14 protein-coding genes are annotated in these 16,682 nt (G+C 65.7%); 5 read left to right on the top strand and 9 right to left on the bottom strand.

Features of this window, described 5'->3' with window-relative positions:
- Positions 1-125: 125 nt before the first annotated feature.
- Positions 126-323, top strand: coding sequence for an aldo/keto reductase (locus BJF89_RS08135; RefSeq protein ID WP_083650623.1), 198 nt, complete (start codon positions 126-128; stop codon positions 321-323).
- On the opposite strand, the gene BJF89_RS08140 is transcribed toward BJF89_RS08135, so the two are convergent.
- From BJF89_RS08140 to BJF89_RS08155, 4 genes are all read right to left on the bottom strand, one after another.
- A complete protein-coding gene (locus BJF89_RS08140; protein ID WP_222843816.1) occupies positions 320-1,822 on the bottom strand; it encodes an aldehyde dehydrogenase family protein in 1,503 nt (500 codons plus the stop codon). The two genes, BJF89_RS08135 and BJF89_RS08140, sit on opposite strands and share 4 nt — an antisense overlap.
- Positions 1,823-1,857: 35 nt before the next feature.
- Positions 1,858-2,754 (bottom strand): dihydrodipicolinate synthase family protein, encoded by an 897-nt coding sequence (locus tag BJF89_RS08145; protein WP_075813905.1) that lies wholly within the window; start codon positions 2,752-2,754, stop codon positions 1,858-1,860.
- Positions 2,755-2,805: 51 nt separating this feature from the next.
- The gene (locus BJF89_RS08150; protein ID WP_075813907.1) at positions 2,806-4,176 is read right to left on the bottom strand and encodes an NAD(P)/FAD-dependent oxidoreductase; all 1,371 of its coding nucleotides are present in this window, start codon (positions 4,174-4,176) and stop codon (positions 2,806-2,808) included.
- 208 nt (positions 4,177-4,384) lie between these two features.
- On the bottom strand, positions 4,385-5,044 hold the full coding sequence (locus tag BJF89_RS08155; RefSeq protein ID WP_075813909.1) for a GntR family transcriptional regulator: 660 nt from the start codon (positions 5,042-5,044) through the stop codon (positions 4,385-4,387).
- 121 nt (positions 5,045-5,165) lie between these two features.
- Between BJF89_RS08155 and BJF89_RS08160 the strand changes: the two genes are divergently transcribed.
- Positions 5,166-6,125: an Ldh family oxidoreductase gene (locus BJF89_RS08160; protein WP_075813911.1), complete on the top strand. Its 960-nt coding sequence runs from the start codon at positions 5,166-5,168 to the stop codon at positions 6,123-6,125.
- 48 nt (positions 6,126-6,173) lie between these two features.
- Here the strand turns inward: BJF89_RS08160 and BJF89_RS08165 are convergent, their stop codons facing one another.
- From BJF89_RS08165 to leuA, 5 genes are all read right to left on the bottom strand, one after another.
- Positions 6,174-7,004 (bottom strand): type 1 glutamine amidotransferase, encoded by an 831-nt coding sequence (locus tag BJF89_RS08165; RefSeq protein WP_255372543.1) that lies wholly within the window; start codon positions 7,002-7,004, stop codon positions 6,174-6,176.
- Positions 7,001-8,263, bottom strand: coding sequence for a MurT ligase domain-containing protein (locus BJF89_RS08170; protein ID WP_075813913.1), 1,263 nt, complete (start codon positions 8,261-8,263; stop codon positions 7,001-7,003). The genes BJF89_RS08165 and BJF89_RS08170 overlap by 4 nt, the downstream gene beginning before the upstream one ends.
- Positions 8,264-8,271: 8 nt before the next feature.
- On the bottom strand, positions 8,272-10,080 hold the full coding sequence (locus BJF89_RS08175) for a hypothetical protein (protein WP_075814337.1): 1,809 nt from the start codon (positions 10,078-10,080) through the stop codon (positions 8,272-8,274).
- A 34-nt stretch (positions 10,081-10,114) separates the two neighbouring features.
- Complete coding sequence (locus BJF89_RS08180) at positions 10,115-11,032, bottom strand: cation diffusion facilitator family transporter (RefSeq protein ID WP_075813915.1); 918 nt, start codon at positions 11,030-11,032, stop codon at positions 10,115-10,117.
- A gap of 123 nt (positions 11,033-11,155) precedes the next feature.
- Entirely contained in the window at positions 11,156-13,009 is a 1,854-nt protein-coding gene (leuA, locus tag BJF89_RS08185; RefSeq protein WP_075813917.1) for a 2-isopropylmalate synthase, read from the bottom strand.
- Positions 13,010-13,242: 233 nt separating this feature from the next.
- Between leuA and BJF89_RS08190 the strand changes: the two genes are divergently transcribed.
- The 3 genes from BJF89_RS08190 to BJF89_RS08200 all read left to right on the top strand — a co-directional run bounded on the left by BJF89_RS08190 (position 13,243) and on the right by BJF89_RS08200 (position 16,628).
- A complete protein-coding gene (locus BJF89_RS08190) occupies positions 13,243-14,553 on the top strand; it encodes a hypothetical protein (protein WP_255372544.1) in 1,311 nt (436 codons plus the stop codon).
- Between the two features lie 144 nt (positions 14,554-14,697).
- Complete coding sequence (locus tag BJF89_RS08195; protein ID WP_255372545.1) at positions 14,698-15,606, top strand: LysR family transcriptional regulator; 909 nt, start codon at positions 14,698-14,700, stop codon at positions 15,604-15,606.
- A gap of 119 nt (positions 15,607-15,725) precedes the next feature.
- Positions 15,726-16,628 carry a LysR family transcriptional regulator gene (locus BJF89_RS08200; RefSeq protein WP_255372546.1) on the top strand — a complete coding sequence of 301 codons (903 nt, stop codon included), beginning with the start codon at positions 15,726-15,728 and terminating at the stop codon, positions 16,626-16,628.
- Positions 16,629-16,682 lie beyond the last annotated feature (54 nt).

The following is a 16,682-nucleotide window of genomic DNA, read 5'->3' on the forward strand; positions in this document are numbered from 1 at the left end:
GGCGTCGGCCGTGACGCCGATGCCTGGGCATCCCTCAATGAGGCCGTCGACACCGGTATCATGCTGCTCGACACCCGTGGGCGTCTACGGCGAACCGCCGAGCAGGAGCCACACCGGCCCATGCGATCCATCCGATCGCAGCACTGCAGTCCGAACGGAGTGTCTGGTCGCGAGACGACGAGGATACGGTCGTACCAACGTGCGAGGAACTGGGTGTCGACGTCGTCCCCTACAGCCCGCTGCGGCGTGGTTTCCTCACCGGGAGGCTCTCCAAGGATGCCGTCAGCTCAGGTGACGCGGACGTCCCGCCGGCGATCGCCTAGCGCCGTTCGTGGTTGATCTGCACGTGTTTGGTGCGGGAGTAGTCCTGCAGCGCGTACAGCGACAGGTCACGGCCGTACCCGGAGCCCTTGAAGCCGCCCCACGGAACATCGTTGGCCAGTACGAGGTGGCAGTTGACCCAGACGGTGCCGGCGTCGATCCGGCGGGGTACCGACAGGGAGCGCGCGGCATCCGTGGTGAACACCGAAGCCGCGAGACCGTAGGGGACCTCGTTGGCGCGGTCGACGGCCTCCTTCTCGGTGGTGAAGGTCTCGACGGTGACCACCGGGCCGAAGATCTCCTCGGAGGCTGCCTCGGTTCCGGGCTGGACACCGGTCAGGACGGTGGGCGCGACGTAGTATCCCTCACCGTCCAGGGCGCCGCCGCCGATGGCTGCGGAAGCACCGTCGGCGAGTGCGCGGTCGATGAAGGACGTCACGCGGGTGAAGTGGTCCTCGGAGACCAGCGGACCGATCTCCACGTCCTCACCGGCGGCGGGATCGCCCACCACCAGGCTCGCCACCTGCTCGACGAGCAGTTCAGTGAACTTCTCGGCGACCGACTCGTGGACCAGGACGCGGGTGCCTGCCCCGCATTCCTGTCCGGAGTTCCAGTAGCCGGCCTCACGCAGTGATTCGGCTGCCTGCTGCAGGTCAGCATCCTCGAAGATGACCACGGGGGCCTTGCCGCCGAGTTCCAGGTGGACCCGCTTCAGGGAGTCGCTGGCAGATTCGGCGACGGTCTTTCCGCTTTTCACGCTGCCGGTCAGTGCGACCATGGCGATGTCGGGGTGCCCGGACAGGCGGGCGCCCACCACGGAACCCCGTCCGGTGACCACGTTCATCACGCCAGCGGGGAGCAGGTCACCGATGATCTCCATGAACTTCAGCATGCTCAACGGCGTCTGCTCGGAGGGCTTGAGCACCAGGGTGTTGCCTGCGGCCAGGATCGGCGCGATCTTCCACGCAGCCATGAGCAGCGGGTAGTTCCACGGCACGATCGCCCCGATCACCCCGAGCGGTTCGCGGAGGATCATCGACGTGTGGTCGGCGACGTAGTCTCCGGCGCCCTGTTCGGTGAAGGCGCGGGCCGCACCGGCGGAGAAGCGGAAGATGTCTGCGGTGCCGGAGACGTCGTCGTCGGCGACCATGCGGGGCTTACCGGCGTCGGCGGCCTCGAGACGGCCGAGGACGTCGGCGTTGGCCTCGATACGGTCGGCGATGGCGAGCAGCAGGTCGGCGCGGTCCTTGGGTGTGGTGTCACGCCAGGTGTCGAAGGCGGCGACGGCGGCGGCGACGGCGGTGTCGACGTCGTCGGCACTGCCACGGGGGACGTCGGCGATCGTACTGCCGTCGGCGGGGTTGACCAGGGTGACGGTCGTGTCACCGGTGCCGTTGGTGAAGGCGCCGTCGATGTAGTGCTGCAGCGGGGGCAGGTCCCCCTCGGTGATCAGGGCGGCACCCGATTCGGGACGTCGGACGGTGAAGGTGTGGTTGCTCACTGCGGTGGTCCTTTCAGACAGGGAGGGGCAGGTGGTCAGCGCTGCAGTGCATCCAGTGCGGCGGTGATGCGGTCGGTGGCGTCCGCGGGGACGTCGGCGACCGGGCGGCGGGGCACACCGGCGGAGATGCCGTTGTGGCGCAGACCGGCCTTGACGGCGGCGATGAAGTTCTCGGAGATCATCGCGTCGATGGCGGGGTAGACCCGGTTCCATTCCGTACGGGCCTCGACGAGTTTGTCGTCGGCGATCAGCCGGCTGACGGAGACCAGTTCGGAGGGGACGACGTTCGCTGCTCCGGCGACGGCTCCGGCGGCACCTTCTGCCAGGGCGCTGTAGAGGTAGGGGTCCCAGCCGATGAAGGTCCCGAGCTTGTCGCTGTGGTGGTGGATCAGGCGCAGCGCCTGCTCCCAGTCGGCGCCGGAGTCCTTGATGTAACGGATGTTGTCGATCTCCTCGGCGAGGCTGCCGGCGGTGTCGGCGTCGAGGTTGACGCCGGTGGCGTCGGGGATGTTGTAGAGCATCACCGGAAGGTCGACGGAGGAGGACACCTCGCGGATGTAGGTGAGGGTCTCGTCCAGGCTCAACGGCTCGTAGTAGGGGGTGACGAGCATGAGGACGTCGGCACCGGCGGACTGGGCGGCGCGTGAGTGGCGGATGGCCTCCGCGGTGGAGGTGGCACCGGTCTGGGCGACCACCGGAACGCGTCCTGCGGTGTACTCGATGACGTTCTCGACGAGCTGGAGGCGTTCGTCGGCGCTGAGAGCGGCGACCTCGGCGGTGGACCCGCCGACGACGACGCCGTCGACACCGTTGTCGACGGAGCGGTCGACGAGCTGCTTGAGCACGGCGGTGTCGATGTTCTCGTCAGCGTCGAAAGGGGTGGCGAGCGCGGTCAGGATCCCGCGGAGGTCGGTGACTGTCGCAGATGTCATGGGTGTTCTCTCCTTGCTGGTGGTGTTGTTGAAGGTGCGGGGTGGCAGGCGTCAGTGGGCGACGGTCAGACCCTGCTGGGATTCAGTGGCCAGCAGGCTCGCCGCGCGCTGGGCTGCGGTGAATGCTGAGGTGATGGCGGTTTCGGTGTAGAGCGAACCGAGGTAGTCACCGGCGAGGAAGACCCGCTCCTCGGGTTTCATGAGCTCTTCCTGGATCTTGGCGCGACCTGGGAAGCAGTAGGGTGCACCGAGCTTCCACCGCTGCACGTGGGTCTCCTCGACAATGTCCGCGAAGCCGGGCAGCACCTCATTGAGGTCGCGGTGGTAGATCGCCGCGATCTCGTCGTCGGTCTTGTCGATCAGGTTGTCGGCGAGGCTGGCAGGGGAGAAGACCATGATGCTGCCACCCGGACGCCGGGCGCCGCCGGTACCGTTGACCAGGTTGCCCATGTTCAACACGATGTTGAAGGAGCGTTTCGGGGTGGCGATTCCGTAGGCACCGTCCCATTCCTGCGGCGTGGTCTCCTTGGTCAGGAACGCCGCACTGACGTACGAGCCGTACTGGACCTTTCCGAGCGCGTCCCGCAGCTCTGGTCGGAGGTCCACACCGATGCGCCGGGAGATCGGCGCAGGAGTGGCCATCACCGCGGTGCGGGCCGAAACCTCGTGTTCCTGGCCGTCCTTGATGTAACGCACGGTGACGTGGTCAGAGTGCTGGGTGAGCTCCTGCACCTCCGCTCCGGTCTCGATACGGTCCCGTTGTGAGGCGGCGATGGTCTCGGTCAGTGTCGACGGACCACCGACGATGCTCTTGCTCAGCCCCTGACCGATGTTCCACACCAGGCTGAAGTAGCCGATCCCGGCGCCGGCGGAGATCTGGTCCGGGTCTCCGGCGGAGCGGGTGACGGTGGGGCGGAACAGGGCGTCGACGTTCTCGGGGACGTCACCGAGGTACTCGGCGAAGGTGCGGTCGTTCTCGAAGTCGTAGATCCGCTGCTGGCGGGTCTCGCCGCTCTCCCCGGGACGACGTCGGACGGCCTGTGCGTAGCGCAGGACGTCGAGGCTGACCTTTGCGCCGTGGGTGAGCATCTGGACGCGGTCGCTGAAAGGTACGGGGACGCGGAGGGGGTACGTCTGCGCAGGCCCGTTGATCAGGAGTTTTCCGTTCATGTGGACGCCGGCCAGGGTGCCGGGGACGTCCATCACGGCCGTGCCTGTCTCATGGAAGAGATCATCGGTGGACGTGCCTGCCCCGCTGAAGACGTGCCCACCCCAGTTGAGGAAGTACGGCCCGCGTTTTTCTGACCGGATGCGTCCGCCTGTGCGGTGCTCGGACTCGAGGATGAGGGTGTCCCAGTGGCGTAGCCGCCAGGCGGCGGAGAGGCCGGACAAGCCTCCTCCGATGATGATTGCGTCCTTCACGGTGGACTCCTTCGCGAAGTGGGGCGTGGCGGGAGGTCGGGACCGGCCGCCGGATTCGCCGGGATTGGAGTGGATGAGCGCGGGGCCCCGTAGGTGTCCCAGTCAACAGTGGCTGTATTACTGTTGTGGAAACCACAGTAATATGTGATTTGTGATCACACAAGTGGGAATTCTGCTGATCCTGCCGCATGGTTGCGGCCCCGTCAGCTCAACGCATCACGGATGCGGCTATGGCCGAGTTCAGGGAGGCGTCGGTGATCCCCACTGCCGTCGACACATCCCCGGCCTGTGCGGCATCGATGAGATGGCGCTGGTGGGTGAGGAGCTCTGTGGCGGAACCGGATTCCAGCTCATCCCGTGCGCCCACGATCTTGAAGTGACGGCACCGGGCCCACAAGCTCCGGATCGTCTCGTCCAGCACCCTGTTGCCGGACGCGCCGTACACCGTTCCCAGTAGGTCCTCGTCGAGGGAGAGGTAGTCGATGACGTCACCGCGTTCCAGGGCGCTGTGCATCCTGTCGTACAGGGTCTCCAGGGTCTGAAGATCACCGGGCTCCAGCGCGGTGATGCCCGTCTCGGTGGCCCGGACCTCGAGAACCCGGCGGACCTCGTAGATGTCCAGCAGTTCCTCAGGGGAGAATGCCTTGACGACGGCACCACGACGGGGACGGGTCTCGACGAGTCCGACCTCCTCGAGCCGCTTGATGGCTTCGCGCACCGGCATCACGCTGATGCCGAGTTCTTCAGCGAGGTCCCGGATCTGCAGCCGTCGGCCTGCTTCGTAGCTTCCGTTGACGATTGCAGTATGGATCGCCTCATAGGCCAGGTCGCCTACGCGGTCAGTGGTCTGCAGTCGGCTGAGTGCCATGCGGTTCACTATACCGAGGGCGGCGGAGGGCTCTGCCCTCTGGGCGACCCGCTCTTGTGCCGGGCCGTGTGGGCCGATAGTTTCGTGATCACATATCACCTAGGAAAGGCAGGTTGTCCCTGTGGAGGTCTCTCCGGACACCCTCGAATCACAGTGCCGGGACGTTCTCCGACGGGCCGGCGCGAATGCCCTGACCGCAGGCAGTCTCGCCCGGGCCACCGTCGCCGCCGAGATCCGCGGACGCGCGGAGGTGGGCGTCCTGCACCTCCTGGACTACCTCACCGCCCTCCGGCGGGGCGCTCTCAACGGCACGGCGGTTCCCTCGGTCTCCCGGTCTGGAGCGGTCGTCAGCGTCGACGCCGTCGAAGGTACGGCGCAGGGGGCGTTCGACACCGCACTCCCCGCACTGCTCGAAGCCGCAGGTGACCAGGGTATTGCGGTGCTGCGTCTGCACAACTCGTTTACCTGTGGTGAACTCGCGTACTACACGACAGTGCTGACAGACCACGGTCTCATGTCCCTCGCGGTCGCGAACTCTCCGGCGCTCGTCGCTCCGGACGGTACCGTCACCGCAGTCCTCGGCACGAACCCGATGTCGTTCGCGGCGCCGGCCGATCCGTCACCGCTGGTGATAGACCAGGGCATCAGCGCAGCCGCGTATGTCACCGTCCGACGTCACGCCGACGAAGGACGGGAGATTCCGTCGACATGGGCCGTCGACCGTGACGGCCGTCCGACCAACGATGCCGCCGACGCACTCGCCGGCTCTCTCCGCCCGGCGGGCGGGCAGAAGATGACGAACATCGGACTGATGGTCGAGGCCCTCGCCGCATTCGCCGGTGCCCGGTGGTCCACCGATGCCGCCGGGTTCGACGCCGGGAGCGACAGCCCTTCCGTCGGGATGTTCCTGCTGGCCGTCCGTCCGGAGTCTGCGGTGGCGGGTTACACGGAGCGACTCGGCGCCCAACTGCGCCACCTCGAGGAGGATTACGGGATGGCCCTGCCCGGACGGCGACGACCTCCGGCGCAGGTTCTCGACATTGCCGACGACGTGTACCAGGCGCTCGTGGAAAAACTGTGACCTGCCATGTCATCTGAGCCGTCACACGGGGCGTGAACCTCCCGGCGATCAGGCCTTCAGGCGCTCCGACCTCAGCCGGGCGACCTCGTCGTCGAGCTGGGTGGCGAAAGCACCGGTCAGTGGGGGCAGCTCGGCGAGTGTCGTGTCCATCGCGGAGGCGAGCAGCAGATCAGCCAGCTGTGGGTTCCGGGCGAGCACCGGGCCGTGCATGTAGGTCGCCACGATCGAGCCCTGCACCGCACCCTCGAAGTACACTTCCTTGCCCGCACGGTCATGGCCCAGTCCGCCGGACAGTGCACCGTGGGCGTCGGTGTTGCCCACCCCTTCGGTGACGTACCCCAGCGGGGAGGCGTCCGGGCCCAGCAGCGTCGCCCCCTGGTGGTTCGCGAAGCCGGTCAACGGCTCGGTCAACACCCCTGCCGCGCCGAGCGAACCGGCGGTCAGCCCGAACCCCTTCAGGTCAGGGTTGGACCGCACTTCGCCGATCATGCGGGTCTGCAGGGAGGATGTGGTGACGTCGAGGAGTCCGAGACCGTCGACCATCCGGTCCGAGGCACGGAAGGAGGTGCCGAAGACCTGCAGACCGGCGCAGATCGCGAGGACAGGTCGGCCAGCCTGGACCGCGCGCGCCATCGCGCCGTCGGCGATCAGATGGTCGGCGGCGAGGATCTGGGCGACGTCCTCGCCACCGCCGACAGTGTAGATGTCCAGGGTCTCCGGAACACCGTCGCCGAGGGTGATGGGGTGGATCTCGGCGCTGATACCGCGCATCCGGGCACGTTGACGCAGGACCAGCGCGTTACCGTCGTCGCCGTAGGTGCCCAGGACGTCGGGCAGGACGAGGCCGATATTCAGGGTCGCTTCACGGGCAGCATTCACTGGGAGATCTCCTTCTGCAGGTCCTTACGCAGGTCTCGGAAAGCGGTGTAATTGGCCAGGACCTCCACCCGACCGGGCGGGCAGGCGCGCACCGCGGCGACGGTGTCGGTGACGGTCTGGTGTTCCACACCGGCGTAGCCCAACCGGACAGCCAGGTCGGCAGACCGTTCACCGGCGGCGACGACCTTGATGTCCTCGAAGTTCTCGAACTTCACGTCCCACAGCCAGGACAGGTCCTGACCGTCGGCGACCTGGCCATTGACCGCGATGACCAGGCCGTCCGCCGAACGGTCGACCATGGACAGGGCCTCCTGCCATCCCGCGGGGTTCTTCGCGAGGAGCAGGTGGATCTCGCGCCCCTCGAGGTTGACGGTGGAGTACCGGCCGGCGACATCGTCGACACGTTCGGCGGCGGCGAGAGCCGTCGTCTCGTCCACTCCCAGTGCGACGGCTGCGGCGATGGCCTGGGCGGCATTGCCGCGGTTGGCGTTGCCCGGCAGCTTCAGTGACATCGGCATCAGTTCCGCATCCGGGGTGGTCAGTCCCTCGGAGGTGACGGTCCAGGTGGGGGTCGGGCGACGGAACTCCCGGCCGTCCGGCAGGTGCTTCACCGCGAACCAGTCCGGCGAGCCGTCGGACTTCTCGGTTCGGACCACCGCACCGCCGGTGCGCGGGCAGGACGTGGAGTCACCGGTGAAACCGACACCGGCGGAGACCCACACGACGTTCGGGCAGTTCCACGCCACCGAGGTGACCTGGACGTCGTCGCAGTTGGCGATGACGGTCATCCCGGGACGCTTCTCCACGCACTCCCGCAGAACCCGTTCGATCTTGTTGATCTCGCCGACGCGGTCGAGCTGGTCGCGGGACAGGTTGAGCAGGACCAGCACATCGCAGTCGAGCTTCTCGGCGATGGCGGGAACGTGGAGTTCGTCGACCTCCAGGACGATACGGTCGCGGCCACGTCCAGCCAGCAGAGCAGAGATGACCCCGGCGTCCATGTTGTCGCCGCCGTCGTTGGTGGCGACGGTGCCCAGCGTGCGGACTGCTTCGGCGAGCATGCGGGTGGTCGTGGACTTGCCGTTCGTCCCGGTGACGATGGTGCAGGGGCGGCCGTCGCCGAGCTGCTCCATGAGCTTGGGGTCAATCATGTTGGCGATGAGCCCGCCGATCATGCCGCCGGAACCACGGCCCGTCTTCTTCGACGCCCAGGTCGCGAGGTCCGCGGCACGGACAGCAAGTGAGGTCAACACACCCATTGCTTCGATCACCCTCGTTTCTGATTCTGAGTCTGATTTTGAGTCTGGTTCTGTTTCTGCCGGTTCTGGTTTCCGCCGCCGGAGCGTCCTGAACCTCGCCGGCGCCGCCGACGGTTGGACGAGGAGCGTCCCGCTCCCGTCCCGCCACTGTTCCTGGTGGCGGAGGACGTCTCCTTCGACGTGTCATTCTTTTCGCTCTGGTCACCGTGGCCGGGCTGTTTCCCCTGACCACCCTGGCCGGCTTGCCCGCCTTGCCCGCCACGACCGCGCCCGCCGCGGGACTGGTTGCGGCTGCGGTTCTGACCGCGGCCCTGACCACGGCCCTGGTTCCTGCCCTGGTTGCGGTTCTTTCCCCGCTGGGGTGCAGGAATCCTGGGGGTCGCAGGCCGGGCGTCCGGCACCGCTATCTCCGTGGAGCCGTCGGAGACGTCCTCCAGTGCCGCGAGGAACTCGTCGTCCGTGAACAGCGGGATGTTCTTGCGCTCCCCGTGCATCGCCTTGCCGCGCAGTTCATGACTGCGGTTGCAGACCACCAGGCTGGAGGTCCGGTTGAGTTTCTCGCTGTAGACCAGGCCTGCGCGGGTCGCGGAGCTGATCAGGACGTCGGGGTCAACACCGACATCCGGGCTGACGACGAACTCCATGCCCTGGACCAGGTTCGGTCCGTCGGGCGTGCCGGGATTACCGAAGGGGCGTGGCGATGTCGTGGCGTCCACCCGGACTGCACTGCGCTGCAGGCCGAAGCGGTCGGCGGTGAGCACCGACGGGTCGGCGACCGACAAGCCACCGGGGGTATTGTCGGCCGTGTCCGCCGCCAGATACCGCTGGGTGCTGTAGAGCGGAAAGAGAATACGGTTGTCGGCGAGCAACAGGTCGTCGGCGAGGGTGTCGGCGCGTTCCAGACTCGCCACCTGACCCAGCCCCGGTAGGGCGTCGGAGGGAAGGACAAGACCGTGGGCCTCGGCGTAGTGGGCTGCGATGCTCCGTAAACGGGGGTCCGCCACCGGCACACCGGCGCGTTTCGACGACGCCAGGGTGTCGACGATGCGTGCCGGCGTGGGGACGGCGACCTTCTTCGGCCGGCGCTGGTTACGACGCCGCCCACGCGGGTTGTTCCGCTGGGCGCCCCGGTTGGCGGCGCGCTGTGCGCGCCGATACTCGAACTGGATGAAACCCCAGGTCAAGGTGGTGTTATGGCAGATCAGGGTCCGTCCGTCGATGAGGTCGAACAACAACGGGGCCACGGTGGCGAATCCGGGCGCCTGTCCGAGGTCAGCCTCGGTGTATCCGTGCAGGTGCCACGGGCCGGGGTCCTCGCCGGGGTTGATCTGCTGCACGATCCCGGTGACCGGGGTCGTTTCCACGGCTGGCTCGTCACCGCCGGCGGGGGAGCCTGCAGCCATGGTGGAGCCGGCCTGCGCGGAGGCGGGACGGTTTCCACTGAAGACGGCACGCTCACCGTCGGCGGTGTGCAGGGTCGCAGAGAACGCGACGAGCCGCGAGGTGCTGGGGTGGATCCCCGAGGCCGCAACGGTGATCTCGACGAAAGGCGCCTCTTCCGCACTCGGCAGCGTGCCGTGGAAAGTCTTCGGAAGATGGCGGTGCGAGGTCTTCGGGGGGAGGGTGCTGTCGGCACCAGCGGGGGTACCGGCAGCACCGGTACTGTTGCCCTGCTCGGCCTGCTCAGCCTGCTCGATGATCTGGGCCGACGGGGGTGCGGAGCGGCGGTGAACCTGACGGCGGCGGCGTCGGGAACGACCCTGCCCGCTTCGCGGGGCGCCGTCAGCGGCGTCGGGGCCGGAACCGGGGGAAGTCATGGAGGACATCATACGTTCCGCCACGCCGTGGGTGCTAAGGCTCCCGAACTTCGGGGCTGTCGGTGGTGAACCACACGGTGATCCAGTTGTTGGGGTCAGCCCCTCCGAGTTCCGCGGCGACGACCTGACGGATGCCGTGCCATTCGGTCAGTGGGCGTGGCGGAGTGTCGGGAGAGACATGGAAGGCGATCTCCACCTGGCGGGACCGTCCGACCTGCGCAGCATAGACCTCAGCACTGAGGAACCCCTCGTCCGCGACGACCCGGTCGGCGACCGCGCGTCCCTGCGCATGCAGTTCCGGTGGAGTGACCAGTGCGATCTCCGAGAGCGCGCGGGTGAGGGTGCGCAGCGGGACCGGAATCAGCACAATGGCCACGATGATCAGCACGACTGGGTCGACGTACGGCATCAGGTGCCCGTAGGACGTTCCGTCGATGATCATGCCGATGACGAATGCGACCAGCAGCGCGCCGGTCACCCCGGCCCCCATGATCCAGCCCTTGACGTCCATGGCGACGAGGGCGGAGTTGATCGTCCTGTTGGCACGGTGCTCGGCGACGGCGGTTCCACAGGCCAGGACCAGAACAACGACCGTGTAGATCACCGCGGGACCGAACTCCACCTCGCGGCCGCCGTCCAGCACCGCGGTAACTGCCTGAAGGAGTGCATAACCGGCGACCGACATCATCACCAGAGCATTCAGGCACAGGACGAGCGGTTCGAAGTGCCAGAACCCCATACTGAAGCGACGGGGGAGACCGCGTGCGGTAGAGGTGGCGATAAGCCCGGCGAGGATGATGGACACCACCGACATGACGGCGTCGACGAGGGAGAAGACACCGTCGAACATGATGGCTGCGGAGCCGGACACCAGGCCGAAGCCGATGCCGAGACAGGACAGGACGAGGATCGAGACCAGCGACACGCGCAGGGTCTGTTGTTCGGTACGCACGGGGCACCTCGGAGAGAAGAGTGAACGGCAGGCGGCGTCATGCGAAAAACGCCGGACACCGGAGGTGTCCGACGTTCACTCTGGCACAGTGGCCGAGGTCCGGCCAACTGCTGTCACACGGGCTCAGATCCCGCCGGGGACACTCTGGGCGACCGGCTCCTTGGCGTGGGCACGGTTGACACCGGAGGTGATCGCCTTCAGGGACGCGTAGGTGATCGAGCCGGCGATACCGACACCCCACACCTGCTGCCCGTCGATCTCCGCGAGGACGTAGGCGGCGGCCTCGGCGTCGTCACCGGCGGTGCGGGCGTGCTGGAAGTACTCCTGCACCTCCACGTCGACACCCAACGACTCCAGGGCATTGCAGTATGCGGCGATCGGGCCGTTGCCGCGACCCTGGATGGTCCGGGCGGAACCCTCCCACTCGACTTCGGCGGTGACCTTGGTCTCGGAGCCTTCGGACTGCGGGCCGTCGACCGTGACGGAGATCTGCTCCAGCGGGGCGGTCCGCTCCAGGTACTCACCGGTGAAGATGTCCCACATCGCCTTGGAGTTCACCTCGCCACCTTCCGCCTCGGTGACGGCCTGGACGACTCCGGAGAACTCGACCTGCATCGGGCGGGGCATGTCGATGCCGTGGTCGGTCTTCATGATGTAGGCCACCCCGCCCTTGCCGGACTGTGAGTTCACGCGGATGACGGCCTCGTAGCTGCGCCCGATGTCCTTCGGGTCGATCGGCAGGTAGGGCACCTCCCACTGGATCTTGCGGAACTCCTCCTCCGAGATCTCGTTGGCGTGGTGCCCGGGAGCGACGATCTCCGCCAGGGCGTCGATGCCCTTGTTGATGGCGTCCTGGTGCGACCCGGAGAATGCGGTGAAGACCAGGTCGCCGCCGTAGGGCTGGCGCTCGGGGACCACCAGCTGGTTGCAGTACTCGACTGTGCGGCGGATCTCGTCGATGTCGGAGAAGTCGATCTGCGGGTCGACACCCTGGGTGAACATGTTCAGGCCCAGGGTCACCAGGTCGACATTGCCGGTACGCTCACCGTTGCCGAACAGGCACCCCTCGATCCGGTCTGCTCCGGCCATGTAGCCCAGTTCCGCGGTGGCGACACCGGTGCCGCGGTCGTTGTGCGGATGCAGGGACAGAATCACCGAGTCACGACGGGAGATGTTCCGGCTCATCCACTCGATACCGTCGGCGTAGACGTTAGGGGTGATCATCTCCACGGTGGACGGCAGGTTGATGATGATCGGGTTGTCCGGCGTCGGTTCCATGATGTCGATGACCGCGTCACAGACCTCCTTGGCGTACTCCACCTCGGTGCCGGTGTAGGACTCCGGTGAGTACTGCCAGCGCCAGGTGGTGTCGGGGTAGTCCTTGGCGACGTCCTTGATCAGCTCCGCTGCATCGGTCGCCAGCTTCTTGATGGCGGCCTTGTCCTTACGGAACACGACCCGGCGCTGCAGGATCGACGTGGAGTTGTAGAAGTGCACGATCACGTTCTTCGCGCCTTCACAGGCCTCGAAGGTCCGACGGATCAGGTGCTCGCGGGCCTGGACCAGGACCTGGATGGTGACGTCCTCAGGGATCATGTCGTTCTCGATGATCTCGCGGACGAAGTCGAAGTCGGTCTGGGAGGCGGACGGGAAGCCGACCTCGATCTCCTTGTAGCCCATGCGGATCAGCAGGTCGAACATACGCCGTTTACGCTCCGGGCTCATCGGGTCGATCAGAGCCTGGTTACCGTCGCGCAGGTCGACGGCGCACCACTGCGGTGCGACGTCGATGACCTTGTCCGGCCACGTGCGGTCCGGCAGCTGGAAACGCTCGACCTCGGTGAAGTGCGGCTGGTAACGGTGTACCGGCATCCGGGAAGGGCGCTGCTTGTTCCAGCTCTTCTGTCCCTCGGGGATCTCACCGGCCGGAGTAGAGATGCGGGCAGGTGCTGCGATGAAAGAATCGGAGGGGGTCAAGGTGGTGCTCCTTGGATCGGTGGGAAGAAAAATGGTCATCACCGACCGGCACGACTCAACTCCGCGACGGGGAGCCGGTCGGTTTTTCAGAACCTGACCCCGCCGCGGCAGAGAAGGAGGAGCTGCGCGCGCGAGTTATGCATGGCGACCACTGTAACACGGTGACTGTCACGGAGTGAAAGGGGAAGTGTGACCGGGGCTACGTCCGGGGTGGGACGGTACGCTGGTCGACCGTGAACACTTCACTGTCCGCAGGTCCCCGCACGCCCCGTGCGACAGGGGCACACGTCCCGTTGACCACGGCGGTGGTCGCGGCCGTGGTGACCGTGGCGACCGGAGTCGTGCAGTTCATCGTGATGGCGGTCTGGGGTGGACGCGAGGGGCACAGTCTCCGTGAGGTCCTGATGCAGTGGGATGCGCACTGGATGACGATGATCTCGGAGTACGGCTACTCAGGTTTCGTGATGTCTCCTGACCAGACTGATCCCGTCCAGTGGGAGTCTGTGGCCTTCTTCCCCGGATATCCGGTGCTGGTACGGATTGTCGCGGCGCCAATGGCCGTGCTGGACGTGGCCGATGCCACCTATATTGCGTCGCTGATGGTGTCCACCGTTGCGACGGTGGTCCTGGCCTGGGGAGTGTCCATGCTGGCGGTGGAGTTGTGGCGTCGACGGGGGACGGAAGGTGGTGGTCTGCCCGACCGCAGGACGCTGGTCGTGCTGTCAGTGGTGGCGACGGTACTGGCGGTCGGGGCACCGATGGGGATCGTCTACTGGATGCCTTACTCGGAGAGCCTGTTCACCGCCGTGACGGTGTGGGCACTGTACTTTCTGCTGCGACGCCGTTTCCTCCTGGCCGGCGTCCTGACCATGGTCGCCGGTGCGACCCGTCTGACCGCCACGGCACTTATTCTCACCCTGTGCGTGGCTGCTGTCGCGGAACTGTGGCGGTGGTGGCGGAACCGTCGCACACCTCAGGAACGGCTGATGGGGGAGTTTCCTGCGACAGCAGTGGCCGCTCCGGTGATCGGGTCCCTCGGCATCGTGACCTATCTGGCGTGGGCCGACAGCAAGGTCGCGGACATCGGCGGGTACTTCGCCGCACAAGAACGGGGCTGGCACTCCGGGGTCGACCTGGGTGCGGCGACACTGCGGTGGGTGGCGGGAAACTTTCCCGGTGAACTGACCGGGTACACGATCTCCAGTTGGTCGATGATCCTGGTGGCCCTGCTGTGCGCAGTGTCGGTCTGGATTCTGTGGTCCGGACGTATCCCGTGGCAGGTGTGGCTGCCCGCGATCATTCTGGCCGGCATCGTCCTGGGCTCTGACGGGATCATGCATTCCCGTCCGCGACTCCTGCTGGTGCCGGTGCTTCTGCTCGCACTTCCCCTGGTGGTAGAGCTGGTGCGCATGTGGAGGACTGCGACGCGATCGCAAACGACCGTCATGGCGGGCGTGGCACTCGGTGCGGGTGCGGTGTTGTGGTGTGTGCTCGGCTTCTGGGTGTCCGGCGAGATGCTCATCGTCTTCGAATACGCGATCTGAGCCTTGCTGGAACCAAGGTTCTCCCCGGCTCGTGGTGTCGGGCGTCGGGGGTGAGTGCTGCTGTTATAGGGTATATGAGGTGCTTATGGCGGCCTGGGGTCCTCGGAGTAAGCAACCTACGCTGGTCTCATTATGACTGGTCGAATGACGCTTGAAGCGCTGAGGTACGCGGATGCCGTCACACATATCGGTTCGTTCAGCGCAGCGGCACGTCGGTTCGGTGTGACCCAGCCGGCGCTGTCGACGGCTATCGCCAAGCTCGAAGAACATCTCGGAGCCAAGTTGTTTCTGAGGACGCCCAGGGGGACCAGGCCGACCACCTTCGGTGAGACGATCCTCCCGAAGATCTCGCAGGCCATCTCGCTGTTGGCGAGTATGGAGACAGAGGCGGAGTCGCTCACGTTGAGCGGCTCTGGGACGGTCCGGGTGGGCACGTCACCACAAATCGACAAGAGAATCGTGGCGCAACTCAGGGATGCCGTGCACGGCCCCGATGCCCTGGTCTCCGGACGCGACCTCACTCTTCTTGAGGCCGAACTCGATCCATTGGAGGAACATCTGAGGATCGGCAGTCTCGATATGCTGATCATCCCTGCGCTGGGTGTACTGCCCACCTACAGCCACCGGCTGATCGACTCCGACTATCTTGTACTTGTTGAACCGAAAGACGACCCGACATCACTAGACGGCGACACCGGAACCCCTGTGACGGTGAAGCAGCTTTCCGAGCGGGAACTTATCCTGTCACGCCACGGATGCGGTATTACCCGGATGACCGAAGGAATGTTCCGGGAAGAAGGGTATGACCTGGTCCTGTCAGACGTGGAGGTGACGAACTGCAGCACCCTGCTGGGATGGGCTGACAAGGGGATGGGGTCGGTTCTGTTGCCGGAACGTAATGTACGGGGTTTTCCCACCAGACGTATCGCGCGGGAGGACGGGACTTTCGTGGAGATGTTCTACGAGTTCATCTGGAATCCCGAGTCCAGGAACGCCGTATACCTGGAAATGCTCGCTGATGTTCTCATGGCGGCATCGCTGAAGTCGGAGTGACCGGTGAGTAGAAGAAAGATCTGCTATTTCCCAGCTGAATGCCCGCCATTGCGAACGGTAATGAGGGGGCTTTCTCCAGACTATTTTCCACATTATCGTGCTGAGATATGACCGGACGTTTGACGCTCGAGGCGCTGCACTATGTTGATACCATTGTGGCTGCCGGATCTTTCAGCGCTGCCGCACGTCGGCTCGGTCTCACGCCCCGGGCACTGTCCCGCTCCATCGCTAAACTCGAGACGTATTTCGGCGCGGACCTCTTCCACCGGTCGTCACAAGGTACGGCGCTGACAGCGTTCGGGGAGACGGTTTTTCCCAGGGTCTCTCAGTTCCTCGAACTCCTCGACCATGTAGAGAAGGACGCGGAAGCTCTCACAGCGGGCGAACCCATGGTCGTGCGGGCCGGGGTGTCCCCCCAAATTGACATGTCGATCGTAGCCCGGCTGCGGGAGACTGTCCATGGTCCTGAGGCATCGGGGCCGAGACGGGGGCTCACAGTGCTGGAGGCGGAGCTTGATCCACTGGAGCGGGCGCTGCATTGCGACGACGTCGACATGCTGCTCGTTCCGGCACTAGGGGCTTTTCCGGAGTGCAGACACCGTCTGATCGATTCTGATTATCTTGTGCTGTCAGGGTCACCGGGCGACGTTCCCCCCGGATCGGAGAATGACGGGGCTTCGGTAACGGTGAAACAACTCTCCCAGCGTGAACTGATCCTGTCCCGCCATGGATGTGGAATCACCAGGGCGGTGAGGGAGATCCTGGACGAGGAGGGTTGTGCTCTGGCAGTAGCAGATGTGGAGGTGAGTAACTGCAGTACTCTTCCTGGGTGGGCAGTCACAGGGATGGGCTCCGTGGTATTGCCGGAGCGCAATGTTCCTCCGGGACGATCCGTGCAGAGGATCACACGCGAGGACGGTACGTTCGTCGAGGTGTTCTACGAGGCGGTTTGGAACCCGGAAGTCAGGGACTCGGAGTATCTGGAAGCTCTCGCGGAAACTCTCGCGTCGGTGATGTTGTGACGGCGTGCGGGACATAGAACTGGCTGATAGCCCACATAACCCGTTCGGCTCTAC

Origin of the sequence: Corynebacterium sp. CNJ-954, from assembly GCF_001942345.1 — a bacterium.
In the GTDB taxonomy this organism is placed as follows: domain Bacteria; phylum Actinomycetota; class Actinomycetes; order Mycobacteriales; family Mycobacteriaceae; genus Corynebacterium.

What these genes read in the sequence shown, in the direction of transcription:
- BJF89_RS08145 (WP_075813905.1), bottom strand. Translation starts at nt 2,754, where the DNA reads ATGACATCTGCGACAGTCACCGACCTCCGCGGGATCCTGACCGCGCTC.
- BJF89_RS08155 (WP_075813909.1), bottom strand. Translation starts at nt 5,044, where the DNA reads ATGGCACTCAGCCGACTGCAGACCACTGACCGCGTAGGCGACCTGGCC.
- BJF89_RS08170 (WP_075813913.1), bottom strand. Translation starts at nt 8,263, where the DNA reads ATGGGTGTGTTGACCTCACTTGCTGTCCGTGCCGCGGACCTCGCGACC.
- BJF89_RS08175 (WP_075814337.1), bottom strand. Translation starts at nt 10,080, where the DNA reads ATGACTTCCCCCGGTTCCGGCCCCGACGCCGCTGACGGCGCCCCGCGA.
- BJF89_RS08195 (WP_255372545.1), top strand. Translation starts at nt 14,698, where the DNA reads ATGACGCTTGAAGCGCTGAGGTACGCGGATGCCGTCACACATATCGGT.